Source organism: Comamonas sediminis, assembly GCF_041107495.1.
GTDB classification, from domain to species: domain Bacteria; phylum Pseudomonadota; class Gammaproteobacteria; order Burkholderiales; family Burkholderiaceae_C; genus Comamonas; species Comamonas sediminis.
Genome location: NZ_JBGBDC010000007.1, coordinates 171,432 through 187,470 on the forward strand (window position 1 = coordinate 171,432; position 16,039 = coordinate 187,470).

Below are 16,039 nucleotides of genomic sequence, written 5' to 3' on the forward strand. Positions count from 1 at the left end.
CTGCGTGCGTTTGGCGTTGGCATTTATGCAACTCTTGATGTCCTGGCTGGAGCCGCTGTGGCCCCATGTGCTGGCGGGCAAGTACTGGCGCTGGCTGCTCGATGGCTGGTGCACCACGGTGCTGGCGTCGCTGCTGGTGATTGCAGCGTCAACGGTGCTGGGCATCGGCTTTGCGGTCGCGCGCAGTGCGGCCTGGGCGCCGCTGCGCTGGCTGGCGCTGGGCTACCTGTCGGTGTTTCGCAATACGCCGCTCCTGGTGCAGCTGTTCTTTTGGTACTTTGGTGTGCCCAGCCTGCTGCCGCCCGCGTGGATGGCCTGGCTCAACCAGGCGCACAGCCTGGCGCTGGGCCCGCTCAGCCTGGGCTGGCCGTCGCTGGAATTCCTCTCGGCCTGCATCGGCATGGTGTTCTATGCCACCGCCTACGTGGGCGAAGAGGTGCGCGCCGGCATCAACAGCGTGCCCGCCAGCCAGAGCCAGGCGGCGCGCTCGCTGGGCATGGATGGCTGGCAATTGCTGCGCCATATCGTGCTGCCCCAGGCGCTGGCGCGCGTGGTGTCGCCGCTGATGGGCCAGTACATGAACATCGTCAAGAACACCTCGCTGGGCATGGCCATTGGCCTGGCCGAGCTCTCGTACCGGGCACGCCAGGCGGAGGCCGAGACCTTCCAGTCCTTCCAGGTCTACGGCATTACCACCTTGCTCTACATCGTGCTGATCATCGGGCTGGAGCTGCTCAGCCAGCACCTGGCCCAGCGCCGCCGCTGGGGCCGGGTGGAGGTGCGGCGCGCATGAACTTTGCTGCACTGAGTGATGACTGGCGCTACCTGCTGCTGGGCACTTTCCCTGACGGACCGCCGGGCGGCGCGCTGCTGAGCCTGATCCTGAGTGCCGTCTCCGGCGTGCTGTCTGCGCTGCTGGGGCTGGCGCTGGGCATTGCACTGGTGATGGGGCGCGGCCGGGCCCTGCAGTGCCTGCGGGTGGTGCTGGGCTTTCTGCGCGCCATTCCGGTGCTGCTGCTGATCTTCTGGATTTATTTCTTGCTGCCGGTGCTGTTCCGGCTCGATGTGCCGGGCAGCTTCTCGGTGGTGTGCGCGCTGTCGCTGGTCAGCGGCGCCTACCTGGCCCATGGCGTGGCCGCTGGCCTGCAGGCGATTGCGCCGGGCCAGTGGGATGCCGGCGCCGCGCTGGGCCTGACGCGCTGGCAGGTGCTGCGCAGCCTGATCCTGCCCCAGGCGCTGGCGGTGATGCTGCCCTCGTTCGTGAACCAGTGGGTGACCCTGATCAAGGACAGCTCGCTGGCCTATATCGTCGGCGTGGGCGAGCTGTCCTTTCTGTCCACCCAGGTCAATGCGCGGCTGATGGTGCACCCGGCTGAGGTGTTCCTGCTGGTGGGCGCCATCTACTGGCTGATGTGCTCGGCGCTCAACCTGCTGGCCTGGGCGGTGGCGCGGCGTAGCCAGCCGCATTTGGTACGCTGAGTTGGCACGCTGATGCGGGCATGAAAAAAGGACGCCAGGCGTCCTTTTTGGGTCAGTGCTGCAGTGCCGCGATTACTGGTTTTTCAGCTCGGCGATGTAGGCATCGCGAGCCTTCACACCGGTGGGGGTGAAGTCGGTGAATACGCCATCGATGCCCAGGCGGTAGTAGGCCAGGAACTCTTGCACCGGATCACCCTTGTAGATGCCAGCCAGGCGGCCCGCTTCGTTGCGGAAAGTGAAGCTGTGCACGATCAGGCCGGCCTTGTGGGCGTTGGCGATCAGGCCCGTGTCCTTGAGGGTGTTGACATCCTTCAAGCCCGCGCCTTCCTTGTACGGCACGACAGAATGGGCGAGGACCTGTGGCTTCCAGGGGCCGATGCCATCGGCATAGGTCTTGATCTCGGCGAGGCCGGCAGGGGTCTGCATCACGGCAAAAGTGCGGGCATCGCCGGCGAGGGTCCAGCTGTAGGGGCGGCCACTGATGAAGGTCCATTCATCGGTGGTGATGTAGACCATCGAGCCGTCCTTGAGGTCGAAGTCATTGCCATCGATCAGCTGCACGCCCTTGGCCTTCATGCCGGCCTTGCGCAGGTACTTCAGGCTCTCGGGGTCAAAGCTCTGGATGTAGATGGCCGCGTCCTTGCTGTTGAGCTTGTTCTTCTCCAGCAGCGCCATCACCGCATCTTCAAACGGGTGGCTGCCGGTGCCGCAACCGTTGGCGATCGCCTGCTGGTTGTTCCAGTAGGGGTTCTTGGTTTCGGCATACACGGGGATGGTGCGGCCCAGCGCCTTGCCCTTGGCCGCTGCGATGTCGATCACATCCTGGGCGCTGATCAGCGGCAGCTTGCCGTTCCACTCGGTGGGGCGGTCGGCGCGGTTGTCCAAGGTGGTACCGGCAATCCAGTCGCGCAGCTCCTGCATCGTGAAGTCGCTGATCGACCAGTCATTGGTGTGGTCTTCGCCATCCACAATCAGGGCCTTGAGCACCGACTTCTGGTTGCCGGGCTCGACCAGGTCCGTCAGGTATTGGCTGGGGCCGTTGGCTGGAATGGCGGGGTATTTCACATCGACCAGCACGCCAGGCGTGGTGCGCTTGCGGGCTGCCACGGCGGAATTGGTCTTAGCCACGTCAGCGATATTGGTGCTGTCGCTCAGCCAGGCGTTGTGGCGTGCCACCAGCTGGCAGTCACGCGTCATGTGCATATCCAGCTCCAGCATGTCGGCGCCGGCATCGGCGGCCTTTTCGTAGGCCATGCGGGTCTGCTCGGGGTACATGCCGGAGTAGCCACGGTGCGCGATCACCTGGGGCTGCTTGCCGTCCAGGGTCTTGAAGCTGGGATCATCATCGCCGCCGCCACAAGCGGTCAGCAGCAGTGCGCCGCACAGGGCAGAGCCCAGCGCAGCCAGGCGAAATGTGGGTTGGTGTGTTGTCATCGTCCGTTGTCCCCAGGGTTGGTGAATCAGCAAGTGGATGGATGCTGCGGGGACGGTATGACGGCGCTGTGACAATGTAAAGCGCGCGTCTACGGCTCACAACAGGCGAGGTGTGCGGGCCCCTTGTCGGCCGTTGAAAGCTTCTGTAGAGCACCTCCGCACCGGTTGCCGCAGGCATCCGCATCCAGCGCACCAGCGTAGTGCAAGCCCGGTGGCGGGCCCAGTGTTTTCGATGTTGCAGCGCGGCAACTGTGGTGTTCTGTCCAATCGCCGGTCAGGCGCGGCCCAGCCACCAGACCAGGCCCAGCGCCAGCGCCGCAGGCACGGCAAAGTTGACGAGCAAGATCGGCAGCTCCTGCGCAACGGTGTAGCCGGCCTTGTGCACGCCGACCCACATATTGACCAGCGCCACGCCCAGCCAGACGGGGATGAAGTATTTGGCGGCCAGCATGATGCTGGCCGCATCGGCGCCCCAGAGCTTGCCCAGCAGGGCGAAGACGGCCAACAGCAGCAGGCCGGTCAGCATGACCAACAGCATATGCATGGGTAACTCCTTGTGGTGGCCGGAGGGCGCTGCCCTCCGCGGGCTTATTTTGTCGTATAGCCGCCGTTGATCAGAATCGTCTGTCCGGTGATCCACCAGCCATCGCTCACCAGGTGGCGCACAAAGGGCACCACGTCTTCGATGTCGGTGAGGCCTGTCTGGCTGAACGGCGACAGCGCGGCTGCGCTCTTGTGGTACGCCTGGGTATCGGCGCTCTCCTGGCCGTAGAAGAAGGGCGTGTCCATGGGACCGGGGCCCACGGCGGTGACCGAGATGCCCCGCGCGCCCAGCTCCTTGGCCGCTGCGCGGGTGTAGTGCTCTACAGGCGCCTTGGTGCCCGCGTAGGACGAATAGAACGGCGTGAACGCGCCCAGCAGCGAGGTGACCAGGGTGCAGATCTTGCCGCCATCGTTCACCTGCTTGCCCGCCTCTTTCAGAAAGAAGAAAGCCGCCTTGTTGTTGACCGCATCCATCTCGTCGAACTCGGCCTCGCTGATCTCGGACATCGGCTTTTTCAGCACCTTGCCGACGGTGTTGATCGCGATGTCGGGGCGGCCCACAGCGGCCACCGCATCGGCAAACAGCTTTTCCACGGCAGCGGCCGTGGTCAGGTCCGCTTGCAGGATCACCGCCTTGGCGCCGAGCTTGTGCAATGCAGCCAGCGTCTTTTCGGCATCCGCCTTGCTGGCGGCGCTGTTGTAGTGGATGGCGACGGCCCGGGCGCCGTGGTGGACGAAATCGGTCGCCAGCAGGCCGCCCAGGTTCTTGGCGCCGCCAGCGATCAGAACGGTCTTGCCCTGGAGGCTGTGCTTGGGATGGGACATAAAAAGCTCCTGTGATGGGGGAAGCTGTTCAGCGTAATTGGTTATAAATCAAAGATAAATATAGAATTTATTCCATGTTTATCCATGATTTACTAACAATGACTGCGCTGCAGAGGTGCCATGGACCGCATTGACCTGTTGCGCATCTTCTTGCGCGTGGCGGCCACCGGCAGCTTCTCCCAGGCGGCCGACCAGCTGGCGCTGCCCCGGCCCACCGTGTCACTGGCGGTGCAGCAGCTGGAAGCCCGGCTGGGCACGCGCCTGCTCCACCGCACCACGCGCAAGGTGGCGCTGACCTTGGACGGCCAGGCGCTGGTCGACCGGGCCAGCAGCCTGGTCAACGACATGCAGGATCTGGAGCAGCGCTTCCGCCCGCAGTCGCATGCGGTGGCGGGGCGCTTGCGCATCGATGTGCCCAGCCGCGTGGCACGCTTGATCGTGGCCCCCGCGTTGCCCGCTCTGCTGGCGCAGCACCCGGGGCTGGAGGTGGACCTGGGCTCCAGCGACCGGGCGGTGGACCTGGTGCAGGAGCACATCGACTGCGCGTTGCGCGTGGGCCCGCTGGCGGACAGTTCGCTGGTGGCCAAGGCGCTGGGCAGCATGGCGCTGATCAACTGCGCCAGTCCCGCCTACCTGGCCCGGCATGGCATGCCGCAAAGCCCGGCGGAGCTGGCAGGCCACCTGAGCGTGCGCTACAACTCGCCCACCACGGGGCGCGCTGCCGCCTGGGAATGGGTGGAGGGCGGCGCCGGGCACAGCATGGCGCTGCCGGGCACCGTGGGGGCCAACCATGTGGAGAGCTATATTGCCTGCGCTCTGGCCGGTCTGGGGCTGATCCAGATACCGCGCTATGACGTGCAGGGCCATCTGCAATCGGGAGAATTGGTCGAGGTGCTGCAGGCCTACCCGCCGCCCGCTTTGCCGGTGCATGTGCTCTACCTGCACCGCGCGCACCTGTCACGCCGGGTGCGGGTGTTCATCGACTGGATGGCGCAGCTGCTGGTGCAGGCCGGGGCGATTGCGCCGGGCACGGCCGGCGCTTCCAACCCGCCATGACAAAAAGCCTCTCACGCGATAGGGCGTTGAGAGGCTCTTGCTGGGGAGCGGGCGGATCCCACCCGAAGTGCAGCGGCCAGGGCAGCCGGGTCTTCAGGATGTGATGCGCTCAGTAGCGGCCACCGCCGTAGCCGCCATTGCCGTAACCCACGTCGGAACGGCCGCTCGAACGGTAGCCGGCATCACCATAGCCACCAGCAGTGCGGGATGCTTCACGCGGGCGGGCCAGGTTGACGACGATCTGGCGCCCGTCCACCGACATGCCATTGAGGGCGTCGATCGCTGCTTGTGCCACTTCGGCAGAGTCCATTTCGACAAAGCCAAAGCCCTTGGAGCGGCCGGTCTCGCGGTCCATCATGACCTTGGCCGAGTTCACGGTGCCGAATTCGGAGAAGTTGTCGTGGAGGTTGGAATCGGTCACCGAGTAGGGCAGGTTGCCCACATAGATTTTGTTGCTCATGTCAGAGCCTTTCTCAAAGAGGTTGCGCCACGCAGCGCAGGGGTGGAATGCAAGCGCCGGGATCGGCGTTGCAACGCAAAGGGGCGAAATGGAGTGGTTGCTACCGGGCCATCAACAGACGGGAGGCTTGGGCATCGACGATTGGAGCCAGCCCTGGGTCACGGCAAAGATGCGTGCTGCTTCTGCAGTGGCGAATGTCTTGTCGAAGCGGAACACGCGGCAATAGCTGCCGTTGCCTCCGGATCGCTGAACGGAGAAGGACGCGCCGAAGCGTCCGTTGGGGGCCGGGTGGGTCGAGGGGGAAACGACGTACTTCCCGATGGCAATAAAAGTCTTGGAAATGGGGATCAATCAGGGGCACAGGCTGTGGCCGCCTGTGTGAGCGGGGAGGTAAACGGTTGCCTGCTGCTCTACAGACCAACCAGGCGAAGGTCGCCAGGAATGCGGCTTGCGCAGTGCGGGGCCGCTGCGCAAGAAAGAGGCTTGCCCATGGGCACTGCCTCTGCAAGCGATCCACTATATAGCATCGGTTATAAAAAAGCCAGTTTTTATTGTTTTATTACATAACGCAGACATGGCTACCGTCCCGCCAACGCCGCGCCGGACTGGGCAGGCCTGGGCTGCATCAGCGTGCGCCAGCGGCCGTCAGCATCTCCACCATCGCGCTGTAGCCGCGCTGGCGCGCATGGGCCAGTGGCGTCACGCCGTCCTTGTCGGCCAGGTTCACATCGGCCTTGGCATCAATCAGCAGTTGCAGGATCTGCTGGTGGCGCGGCCCGCCGTCGCTCAGGATGATGGCCTCCATCAGCGCCGTCCAGCCCAGGCGGTTGACATGGTTCACATCGACGCCGGCCTGAATGAGGGTGCGCACCGTATCTACGTGGCCGCGCTCGGCCGCCGGAATCAGTGCGGTGCCGCCATAGCGGTTGGTGCTGCGCAGGTCGGCGCCATGGGCCAGGGTCATCTGCAAGATCTCCTGGTGGCCACGCGCGCCGGCATAGAGGTAGGGGCTGTCTTCGATGTTGTCCTTGGCGTTCACATCGGCACCGGCGTCAATCAAGGCCTTGGCCGCCGCCACCTGGTTGCTCTGGGTCGCTACCAGCAAGGGCGTGCGGCCCTGGGCATCGCGCGCGTCGATGGCGCTGGCGCCTCCGTTTTGCAGCAGTTGCTGGATGCGGCTGCTGTTGTTGGCAGCCGCTGCCTGGTGCAGGGCGAGCGTGGTCATGTTCTGTGCGTGGGCAGCGGGCTGCGTCAGTTGAAAGGCCAGGCCAAGGCAGAGGCTGAGCAAGGGGCGCATCGGGTCTCCTTACAGCGGGGGTATGGCAGCCGAGTCCATCCCCTCCAGTTCATATACTCCCAAAACCATAGCTGGTCTTGAAGGATTTACGGGTGTGAAAGGCCATTCTTGCACAAGAATTGAAGGCAAGCGGAGATGAGAGGCAACGGAGTGCAGAGACGAATGGGTGGGAGCCATGCGCGCAGGCAGCAGCGCGGCCATGTGGCGCTGCTGGTGCTGGGCGGGATGGTGATGGTGGCGCTCGGGGTGCTGCTGTTCTGGCTGTGGCTGCCGCTGCTGATCGCGGTGGCCGCAGGCGGGCTGGTGTTTGTGCTGCTGTCACAGGTGGGCCGTATCGGCTGGATGCTGGAAGGGCGGCGCGCGCTGCGCGATCCGGCGTTGCGGATGGAGGACGGGCGCTTGCGCACGCCGGTGTGGCTACCGTTTTACGCGATGCTGGCAGCCCTGGTGGCCACGGCCTGCGGCTGGATGGTGTTGTTCCTGCTGCCCGACAGCCTGCACCCGGCCGAGATGGTGCAGATGGGCACGGGCCTGGCTGGTGCCATTGTGGTGCTGGTGGCCGTGTGGCTGCTGGGGCAGCTCAGCACCGGCTGGTCGCTGCTGCGCCAGGGCCAGGCCTGGAATGCGCGCCGCATGTCGCCCGAATGGTGGGTTTGGGCGGCGATCGCCTTTGTGCCGGCCATGTTGGCCATGGGCCTGCTGGCGCCAGACCGGGCCGGTCTGCAGGCATGGGGCCTGCAATGGCGCGGTTATGACAGCCAGCCGCTCCGTATCCAGCTGGCGCCCGCCAGCCACCCCGAGCAGGCGCGCCTGCGCGATGCCGCCTTGCTGGAGCTGGTGCAGCCTTTGCTGGTGCAGGGCAGCCGCCGCATCCGTGCCAGCATGCGCAGCCGCCACGGCAGCAGCCACTGGACGGCCGCCCTGCCGGCGCGCTACCGGCTGCAGGGCGATGTGCTCGATATCCAATTGGCAGGCCGCCTGGATGCGGAGGGGCTGCAGCGCTATGCGCAGCAGCTGCAGCAGCTGGGCGTGGGCGACCACGCCGCGCTGCGCTGGTTGGCCGCGGCGCAATGCCTGCCGGCCCCCAGTGCGATGGCGGCCCTCAGCGCGGCAGCGCGGCGCGCGCAGGGGGCACAGATGCAGGCCTGCGCGCAGCAGCGCAGCCAGGCCTTGCAAGCGCTGGGCGCGCAGCTGCAGGGGCAGATCCTGCAGGTGGAGCTATTGCCGCTGGCGCACTACCGGCCCTGGCCCCGGCGCGGCGGCTGGCAGGCCGTGGCCTTGCCCACGGGGGACGAGGCTTTGAACGACCTGCCGATGCTGGCGCATTGAGGCGTGGCGCGGCGGCTTTTTACAGCGCCAGATCCGTCCACTGCCCGGGCTCCAGGCCATCGAGCGTATAGGGGCCGATCGCCATGCGCACCAGGCGCAGGGTGGGGTGGCCGACGGCGGCCGTCATGCGCCGCACCTGGCGGTTGCGGCCTTCGCGGATGATGAGCTCGATCCAGCAATCGGGCACGCTCTGGCGCACGCGGATCGGCGGGTGGCGGGGCCACATCGCAGGCTGCGGATCGAGCATGCGCACCTGGGCGGGCAGGGTCCTGCCGTCCTTCAGGTCCACGCCATCGCGCAGCTGCTGCAAGGCGGCGGCGTCGGGGATGCCTTCCACCTGCACCCAGTAGGTCTTGGCCATCTTGTGGCGCGGGTTGGCAATGCGGGCCTGCAGCTGGCCGTCGTTGGTCAGCAGCAGCAGGCCTTCGCTGTCGCCATCGAGCCGGCCCGCCACATAGACGCCAGGCACATCGATAAAGTCCTTGAGGCCTTGCCAGCGCCCCTCGGGCGTGAACTGGCTCACGACGCCATAGGGCTTGTGAAAACCCAACAGCCGTGGCGGACCGGCCGGACTGGCGGGCTTGGAAGGTTTGAGGAATTGGACGGGCCCGCCGCTCTTGCGCGGGCGCATGCGTGGCCCGGGCATCAGCGCTGCACGGGGCTCAGGGTGGCCCGCAGGCGCTCGCCGGGTGCGGTCTCCGGCGGCGGCGGCGTGGTCTCCAGCGCTTCTTCCACATTGCCGATGTGGGCCAGCATCAGCGCGCGGGCCTGCTCGGCGTCGCCGCGCTCCAGCGCTTGGACAATGCTCGCGTGGTCGGCGCAGGACTGCTCGGCGCTGTGGTCGGACTGGTAGAGCGTTGCTGCCAAGGTGGTGCGGGCGGTCAGGTCGCGCAGGGTATCGGCCAGCAGACGGTGGCCCATGTTCTCGGCCAGGCAGACATGGAAATCGGCCAGCAGGAAGGCGCGCGTCGCGGCATCGGCGCCCTGGATCGCGCGCTGCTCCTCGTCGATATGCAGGCGCAGCTGGCGGATCACCTGCTGCATCGGGCGGCCTGCCGTCTCCAGGATGCCGGCCTCGATGATGCGGCGGGCGGCAAAGGCGTCGCGCGCCTCCTCGGCACTGGGCTGCACCACATACCAGCCCCGGCGCGGCTGCACCTGCACAAAGCCGCGCGCCTGCAACTGCATCAGCGCCTCACGCACCAGGGTGCGGCTGACCGAGAAGTTGTCCGCCAGTGCCTGCTCTCCCAAGCGCTCTCCTGGCGACAGCTTCTGTGCGAGGATGGCTTCGACAACGCGTTCCGCGATAGTGGTGGGGCTGACAGCAGTCATGAGGCTCAGGCGTGGGGTGTGGACAGCTCCGATTGTGCCGTGTCTTGCGGCAGCTTCTCGCCATTGAGCACCTTATGGGCCCGCTCGCGGTCGATATCGCCTTCCCACGACGCAATCGCCACGGTCGCCACGCAGTTGCCGATCAGGTTGCCCAGCGCGCGGGCAATACCCATGAACCAGTCCACCGACAGCACCAGCACCAGGCCGATGGCCGGGATCGCGGGGATCGCATGCAAGGTGGCGGCCAGCACCACAATGGCCGAGCCCGGCACGCCATGCGCACCCTTGGAGGTCACCAGCGCAATGGCCAGGATGGTCAGCAGATCGGTCATCGAGATCGGCGTGTTGGTGGCCTGCGCAATGAAGACCGCTGCCAACGTGATGTAGATCGAGAACGCGTCGAGGTTGAACGAGTAGCCGGTGGGAATCACCAGGCCGACGGTGGAGTCGCGGATGCCCAGGTGGCGCAGTTTGGCCATGATCTGGGGCAGAACGCTGTCGGACGAGGTGGTGGCGAAGACGACCATCAGCTCTTCGCGCAGGTAGCGCAGCAGCTTGATCAGGCTGAAGCCCGAGACGCGCATCGCAAAACCCAGCACGACAAACACGAAGAAGGCGACCGCGACATAGAACAGCAGCACCAGCATGCCCAGCTGCTTGAGCGAGCCCACGCCGTACTGGCCGACGGTAAACGCAATCGCACCCAGCACGCCCAGCGGCGCCAGCTTGATGATGATGCCCATCACCTTGAACAGCACATGCGACATTGTGTCGATCAACAGGCTGACCGGCGCGCCGCGCTCGCCCAGCATCGTCAGGCCGCAGCCAAACAGCACGGCAAACAGCAGCACCTGCAGCACATCGCCGGTGGCAAAGGCCTGCACCACGGTGGTGGGGATCAGCTTCATCAGGAAATCGACCGTGCCGCCGCTGGTCAGCTTGTCGGCATTGCTGGCGTAAGCGCTCATCGCCGAGGCATCAAGCTTGCTCGGGTCCACGTTCATGCCTGCACCAGGTTGGAACACAAAGGCCAGCACCAGGCCCAGAACCAGTGCAATGGTGGTGAGCACCTCGAAATAGATCAGCGCCTTGACGCCGACCCTGCCGACGCGCTTGAGGTCGCCCGCCCCGGCAATGCCATGCACCACCACGCAGAACACCAGCACCGGGATGATCATCTTGATGAGCTTGATGAAACCATCGCCCAAAGGCTTGAGTTTGACGGCCCATTCCGGCGCCATCAGGCCGACGATGACCCCGATGATGAGAGCCACCACCACCTGCCCGAACAGCGATCTGACAAAGCGACGCATACGCATTCCTTTTGAGTTTGTATACAAGTTATAAATTTCTTGTATGCAAAAATGTACCCAAGCACAAAGCATTTGGTGAACAGGGATTACCCGTGAGTGTTCACCGACTTGTGCGGCCTCGGAGACAGAAGCAAAAAGCCTGCCATGCAAGATGCAAGACAGGCTTTGTATGCAAGGAATGCAGCATTCTGCAACGGCCCGCTCAGGGCCGTGCGCGGCGATCAGGCCTTTTCGACGGCGGCGACCACCACCACTTCGATCTTGTAATCGGGGTTGCCCAAGGTGGCCTGTACGGTGGCACGGGGCGGCGTGTGGCCCGGGGCGACCCAGGCGTCCCAGACGCTGTTCATCTGGCCGATCTCGGTGATGTCGGTCAGGTAGATCTGGCACTGCAGGATGCTGGCCTTGCTCGATCCGGCCTCGCCCAGCAGGCGGTCGATATGGCCCAGCACTTCTTGCGTTTGGGTGACGATATCGGCACCGGGGTTGTTCTCGGGGATCTGGCCCGCCAGGTAGACGGTGCCGTTGTGGATGGCGGTTTCGGACAGGCGTGCGCCGACGTGGCGGCGGTCGATGGCAGAGGTCATGCTCGTCTTTCGGTAACGGAGGGGGATACGCAAAAATCATAGCGCATCGCCAGGCCGGTGCGCAGGCACAAGGCTGTTGCGGCACAATGGCCCTCTTTGCCGTTGCTGCCTCCGCCGCCCACCATGACCGACCGCTTTTCTGAATCGCTCCAAGCGCTGAACCAGCCCGTTTGGGATGCCTGCATCCACCACCGCTTCATTGACGAGATGCGGGCCGGCAGCCTGGACGATGCGGTGCTGCGCCGCTATCTGGTGCAGGACTACCAGTTCATCAACCAGTTCGTGGCGCTGCTGGGCGCGGCCATCGCCAGTGCCGACAGCTTTGCGCCGCGCGTGCGGCTGGCGCAGTTTGCGGCGATGATCACCAGCGACGAGAACACCTATTTCCAGCGTAGCTTGGACGAGCTGCAGGTGCCCGCGCAGGAACGCGAGACGCCGCCGCTGACGCTGCCGACCGTGCAGTTCCAGGCGCTGATGGGCCAGGCCGCGCGCAGCCAGAAATACGCCAACTGCCTGGCCGTGCTCTGCGTGGCCGAAGGCCTGTACCTGGACGGCTTTGACCAGCCCGGCCAGACCCTGCCGCCGCGTTTTGTGCATGCCGAATGGATCAGCCTGCATGCCAACGACTTCTTCCGCGATTTTGTGGGCTGGCTGCGTGCTGAGCTCGACCGCATGGGCGAAAGCATCGACCCCGATGCACGCGCCGAGGCGGCCGATTATTTCAGCCGCGCAGTGGCGCTGGAGCAGGCGTTTTTTGACCATGTCTACCAGCCGCCCAGCGCCGACTGAACGCCGCGCCAGCCATCGAGACGACGAGACATTCCATGACAACAGCCAGCCCCTGGCCGGGCGGCACCCCATCCCTTCAGCGAGTCATCCCATGCTCAGCATCCAAGACATCCGCAATGCCGCGCAGCGCATCCAAGGCAAGGTCGAGCGCACGCCCTGCCTCTACTCCCACACGCTGTCCCAGATCGTGGGCGCCAAGGTCTATCTCAAGTTCGAGAACCTGCAGTTCACGGCGGCGTTCAAGGAGCGCGGTGCCTGCAACAAGCTGATGCAGCTGGACGCCGAGCAGCGTGCACGGGGCGTCATCGCGATGAGCGCGGGCAACCATGCCCAGGGCGTGGCCTACCATGCGCAGCAGCTGGGTGTGCGGGCGGTGATCGTGATGCCGCGCTTCACGCCGGGTGTCAAGGTGGAGCGCACGCGCAGCTTTGGTGCTGAGGTGGTGCTGCATGGCGACACCCTGGAAGAGGCCCGCGCCCATGCCTATGCGATGGCCGAGGACCAGAAGCTGGTATTTGTGCATCCGTTTGACGATGCCGACATTGCAGCGGGCCAGGGCACCTTGGCGCTGGAGATGCTCGAAGACCAGCCCGATCTGGACACCTTGCTCATCGCCGTGGGCGGTGGCGGCCTGATTGCCGGCATCGCCACCGCGGCCAAGGCCGTCAAGCCCGGCATCCAGGTGGTGGGCGTGCAGACCTCGCGCTTTCCCAGCATGGTCAATGCGGTGCAGCACCTGGATTTGCCGGTGGGCGTATCGACGATGGCCGAAGGCATTGCCGTGGCCACGGCCGGCATGATCACCCGCGAGATCGTGGCCCGCACCGTCGATGACCTGGTGCTGGTCGAAGAGAGCGATATCGAGCAGGCCGTGCTGATGCTGCTGGAGATTGAAAAGACCCTGGTCGAAGGGGCTGGCTCGGTGGGTCTGGCGGCGCTGCTGCGCTACCCCGAGCGCTTCCGGGGCCAGAAGGTGGGCCTGGTGCTGTCGGGCGGCAATATCGATCCGCTGCTGCTGGCCTCCATCATCCAGCGCGGCATGGTGCGCTCGGGCCGGCTCGCGCGCCTGCGCATCAGCTCGCGCGATGTGCCCGGCATGCTCGCGCGCATCACCGCCATCGTGGCCGAGGCAGGGGCCAACATCGAAGAGGTGCACCACCAGCGCGCCTTCACCAAGCTGGCCGCGCAGAACACCGAGATCGACATCGTGCTGCAGACCCGCAGCAAGGCGCATATCGACGAGGTGGTGGACAAGCTGCGCGCCGTAGGCATGCAGGTCGATCTGGCCTGACAGTGCGGTAGCGGCGGTCCTCCTCAAGCGCCCCGGTGGCGTTCCAGCAGCAGGGCCAAAGTCTGCCAGGCGGCCGGCTGCTCGGCCATGGCCACCGAGATGCGCAGCAGGCTTGACGGCGCCTGGCGCGGTGAGAACAGCACCCCGGGCGCCAGCAGCAGGCCATGCTCGCTGGCCTGGCGCGCCAGCAGTTCCGAGTCCATGCCGCAGTCCACCCACGCAAAGGTGCCGGCCACCGGCTCATGCACCGCGTGGCAGCCCAGCGCTTCGAGCTGGCGCAGGCAGCGGTGGCGCGCCTTGTCCACCCGCTCGCGCAGCCGGTCCACATGCTTGCGGTAGCTGCCATCGGCCAGGATGCGGTGCACGATCTGCTCGCTGGGCAGCGCGGAGGTGAGGCCGCCCAGCAGCTTCAGATCGGTCAGCTGGTGGATGAACTCGGGCCGCGCCGCCACATAGCCCACGCGCAAGCCGCCCGACAGTGTTTTGGAATAGCCCCCCACCAGCAGCACGCGCTGCAGCCGGTCCATGGCCGCCAGGCGCAGGGGCATATTGCCCAGGTATTCGGAATAGGTGTCGTCCTCGACCAGCAGGAAATCATGCCGCTCGGCAATGCGCAGCACCTCATGGGCGACACCGGCCGACAGGCTCAGCCCGGTGGGGTTGTGCACGGCGGTGTTCAGGATGAAAAGCTTGGGCTGGTGCTGCGCGGCCAGGGCCTGCAGCGCCTGCACATCGGGGCCGCCAGGCAGGCGCGGCACGCCCACCACATTCACCCCCATGGTGTTGAGGCGGCCAAAGATCAGGAACCAGCCCGGGTCCTCGACCAGCACGGTGTCGCCCGGCTGCAGAAAGCAGCGCACGATCAGGTCCAGCCCGTGGGTGACGCCGCTCACCGTCATCAGCTGGGTCTCGGGGTGGGCAGGCACTTCCTGCGCCTGCAAGGTCGATGCGATCTGGCGGCGCAGGGGTGCCAGCCCCTGGGGCAGGCCGTAGCCCAGCAGACTGCGTTCGGCCCGCACGCCCTGCTTCAGAATGGCGCGCATCGCGCCGCTGATCAGGCCTTCGTCCATCCAGCTGGCGGGCAGGCAGCCGGCACTGCCGGTGTGGCCGGAGCCATCGGCATCCTCGCGGAAGATGCCGCGCAGCAGGTAGGCGGTGTCAAACGCAGCACCCTGGGCCAGGCTGGCCGCAGGGGCAGCGGCCGCTACGGCCAGCGCGCGCTGGGCACAGACAAAAAAGCCCGCGCCCCGGCGCGATTGCACCAGGCCCTGCGCGGCCAGCCGGTCATAGGCCTGCACCACCGTGTCGCGGCTTACGCCCGCCTGGTCGGCCAGCGCCCGCACCGATGGCAGGCGCATGCCCGTGCGCAGCCCGTGGTGGCGGATGCGGTCGCTGAAATGCGCCACCAGCTGCTCGACCAGGGAGGCGCTGCCGGTGCGCACTGGTTGCCAGCCCCAGGCGGCCGCTGCCAGCGGGCGGGCACGTGAGCCGGGCGCAGCGGTGTTGGCCGCGGTCACGGCTGCGGTCTCGGTGGCCGGCGGAAGTGTCTGGGTCATAAGAGCAGGCCAATTCTGCAAGTGGCCAGTTAAAGTGTACCGGTACTGTACTGCATCCTGGCGGTAGCATGGCAGCAGCTTTTCTTTTCTTCCTTGTTCACCCGTTGCCATGTCCGTTCTGCCCCAAACCTCCGCCTTTGTGTTGCCCCTGGCCCTGTTCGCCTTTGTCAGCTCGGTCACCCCGGGCCCCAACAATGTGATGCTGACGGCCTCGGGCGCCACTTTCGGCTACCGCCGCACGGTGCCGCACATGCTGGGCATCAGCCTGGGGGTGGTGGCCATGCTGCTGCTGGTGGGCCTGGGGCTGGGCGTGGCCTTTGAGCGTGAGCCGCGTCTCTACACCTGGCTCAAGTACCTGGGTGCCGCTTACCTGCTGTGGCTGGCCTGGAAGATCGCCCGCTCCGGCGAGGCCGGCGCGGGGCAGGCCGGTGCGCAGCCCTTTGGTTTTTGGCAGGCCGCTGCGTTCCAGTGGGTCAACCCCAAGGCCTGGGTCATGGCCATCGGCATCGTGGCGACCTATACCCCGCGCGATGGCTATACCGCCAACCTGCTGCTCGCCGCGCTGGTGCTGGGGGTAGTGAACTACCCCAGCGTCAGCGTCTGGACCTTGTTTGGCAGTGCGGTGGGCCGCGCACTGCGCACACCCCGGGCACTGCAGCGCTTCAACTGGTGCATGGCGGCACTGCTGGTGCTGTCGCTGTATCCGGTGCTGGAGGGCTGACCGCTGGGCGCGCCACTCCGCCAGGCT

Annotated in this window: 18 protein-coding genes; 7 read left to right on the forward strand and 11 right to left on the reverse strand. The window is 65.9% G+C overall.

Going from position 1 to position 16,039, the window contains the following annotated elements; all coding sequences use genetic code 11:
* The first annotated feature begins 25 nt into the window (after window positions 1-25).
* Window positions 26-793, forward strand: a complete 768-nt coding sequence (locus tag AB7A72_RS16780) for an amino acid ABC transporter permease (protein ID WP_369460634.1) — start codon at window positions 26-28, stop codon at window positions 791-793.
* Window positions 790-1,479 (forward strand): amino acid ABC transporter permease, encoded by a 690-nt coding sequence (locus tag AB7A72_RS16785; protein WP_369460635.1) that lies wholly within the window; start codon window positions 790-792, stop codon window positions 1,477-1,479. Before AB7A72_RS16780 ends, AB7A72_RS16785 begins: the two co-directional genes overlap by 4 nt.
* Window positions 1,480-1,551: 72 nt before the next feature.
* Here AB7A72_RS16785 and AB7A72_RS16790 read toward each other — a convergent pair whose 3' ends face one another.
* The 3 genes from AB7A72_RS16790 to AB7A72_RS16800 all read right to left on the reverse strand — a co-directional run bounded on the left by AB7A72_RS16790 (window position 1,552) and on the right by AB7A72_RS16800 (window position 4,281).
* The gene (locus tag AB7A72_RS16790) at window positions 1,552-2,913 is read right to left on the reverse strand and encodes a glycerophosphodiester phosphodiesterase family protein (protein ID WP_369460636.1); all 1,362 of its coding nucleotides are present in this window, start codon (window positions 2,911-2,913) and stop codon (window positions 1,552-1,554) included.
* A gap of 274 nt (window positions 2,914-3,187) precedes the next feature.
* Window positions 3,188-3,457, reverse strand: a complete 270-nt coding sequence (locus AB7A72_RS16795; RefSeq protein WP_369460637.1) for a hypothetical protein — start codon at window positions 3,455-3,457, stop codon at window positions 3,188-3,190.
* 44 nt (window positions 3,458-3,501) lie between these two features.
* Window positions 3,502-4,281, reverse strand: coding sequence for an SDR family oxidoreductase (locus AB7A72_RS16800; protein WP_369460638.1), 780 nt, complete (start codon window positions 4,279-4,281; stop codon window positions 3,502-3,504).
* Window positions 4,282-4,401: 120 nt separating this feature from the next.
* On the opposite strand from AB7A72_RS16800, the gene AB7A72_RS16805 reads away from it, so the two are divergent.
* Window positions 4,402-5,337 carry a LysR family transcriptional regulator gene (locus tag AB7A72_RS16805; protein WP_239810151.1) on the forward strand — a complete coding sequence of 312 codons (936 nt, stop codon included), beginning with the start codon at window positions 4,402-4,404 and terminating at the stop codon, window positions 5,335-5,337.
* Between the two features lie 109 nt (window positions 5,338-5,446).
* Here AB7A72_RS16805 and AB7A72_RS16810 read toward each other — a convergent pair whose 3' ends face one another.
* The 3 genes from AB7A72_RS16810 to AB7A72_RS16820 all read right to left on the reverse strand — a co-directional run bounded on the left by AB7A72_RS16810 (window position 5,447) and on the right by AB7A72_RS16820 (window position 7,094).
* Complete coding sequence (locus AB7A72_RS16810) at window positions 5,447-5,797, reverse strand: RNA recognition motif domain-containing protein (protein WP_369460639.1); 351 nt, start codon at window positions 5,795-5,797, stop codon at window positions 5,447-5,449.
* Window positions 5,798-5,908: 111 nt separating this feature from the next.
* On the reverse strand, window positions 5,909-6,118 hold the full coding sequence (locus AB7A72_RS16815; RefSeq protein WP_230774304.1) for a hypothetical protein: 210 nt from the start codon (window positions 6,116-6,118) through the stop codon (window positions 5,909-5,911).
* Between the two features lie 304 nt (window positions 6,119-6,422).
* Window positions 6,423-7,094 (reverse strand): ankyrin repeat domain-containing protein, encoded by a 672-nt coding sequence (locus AB7A72_RS16820; RefSeq protein ID WP_394681037.1) that lies wholly within the window; start codon window positions 7,092-7,094, stop codon window positions 6,423-6,425.
* A 162-nt stretch (window positions 7,095-7,256) separates the two neighbouring features.
* Here AB7A72_RS16820 and AB7A72_RS16825 point away from each other — a divergent pair, with 162 nt between their 5' ends.
* The gene (locus AB7A72_RS16825; protein WP_369460640.1) at window positions 7,257-8,423 is read left to right on the forward strand and encodes a hypothetical protein; all 1,167 of its coding nucleotides are present in this window, start codon (window positions 7,257-7,259) and stop codon (window positions 8,421-8,423) included.
* A gap of 19 nt (window positions 8,424-8,442) precedes the next feature.
* On the opposite strand, the gene AB7A72_RS16830 is transcribed toward AB7A72_RS16825, so the two are convergent.
* The 4 genes from AB7A72_RS16830 to AB7A72_RS16845 form a co-directional block, all read right to left on the reverse strand.
* Complete coding sequence (locus AB7A72_RS16830) at window positions 8,443-9,054, reverse strand: pseudouridine synthase (RefSeq protein ID WP_369460641.1); 612 nt, start codon at window positions 9,052-9,054, stop codon at window positions 8,443-8,445.
* Between the two features lie 14 nt (window positions 9,055-9,068).
* Window positions 9,069-9,755 (reverse strand): GntR family transcriptional regulator, encoded by a 687-nt coding sequence (locus AB7A72_RS16835; protein ID WP_239810155.1) that lies wholly within the window; start codon window positions 9,753-9,755, stop codon window positions 9,069-9,071.
* A gap of 5 nt (window positions 9,756-9,760) precedes the next feature.
* Window positions 9,761-11,068, reverse strand: coding sequence for a C4-dicarboxylate transporter DctA (locus AB7A72_RS16840; RefSeq protein ID WP_312461879.1), 1,308 nt, complete (start codon window positions 11,066-11,068; stop codon window positions 9,761-9,763).
* A gap of 221 nt (window positions 11,069-11,289) precedes the next feature.
* The gene (locus AB7A72_RS16845) at window positions 11,290-11,655 is read right to left on the reverse strand and encodes a RidA family protein (RefSeq protein ID WP_230773740.1); all 366 of its coding nucleotides are present in this window, start codon (window positions 11,653-11,655) and stop codon (window positions 11,290-11,292) included.
* A 123-nt stretch (window positions 11,656-11,778) separates the two neighbouring features.
* Between AB7A72_RS16845 and AB7A72_RS16850 the strand changes: the two genes are divergently transcribed.
* Both AB7A72_RS16850 and AB7A72_RS16855 read left to right on the forward strand, forming a co-directional pair.
* Window positions 11,779-12,444, forward strand: a complete 666-nt coding sequence (locus tag AB7A72_RS16850; protein ID WP_239810157.1) for a TenA family protein — start codon at window positions 11,779-11,781, stop codon at window positions 12,442-12,444.
* Window positions 12,445-12,535: 91 nt separating this feature from the next.
* Window positions 12,536-13,735 carry a threonine ammonia-lyase gene (locus AB7A72_RS16855; protein ID WP_312414197.1) on the forward strand — a complete coding sequence of 400 codons (1,200 nt, stop codon included), beginning with the start codon at window positions 12,536-12,538 and terminating at the stop codon, window positions 13,733-13,735.
* A gap of 23 nt (window positions 13,736-13,758) precedes the next feature.
* Here the strand turns inward: AB7A72_RS16855 and AB7A72_RS16860 are convergent, their stop codons facing one another.
* Window positions 13,759-15,291: an aminotransferase-like domain-containing protein gene (locus AB7A72_RS16860; protein WP_369460642.1), complete on the reverse strand. Its 1,533-nt coding sequence runs from the start codon at window positions 15,289-15,291 to the stop codon at window positions 13,759-13,761.
* A gap of 109 nt (window positions 15,292-15,400) precedes the next feature.
* On the opposite strand from AB7A72_RS16860, the gene AB7A72_RS16865 reads away from it, so the two are divergent.
* Window positions 15,401-16,012 (forward strand): LysE family translocator, encoded by a 612-nt coding sequence (locus AB7A72_RS16865; protein ID WP_369460643.1) that lies wholly within the window; start codon window positions 15,401-15,403, stop codon window positions 16,010-16,012.
* Window positions 16,013-16,039: the final 27 nt, after the last annotated feature.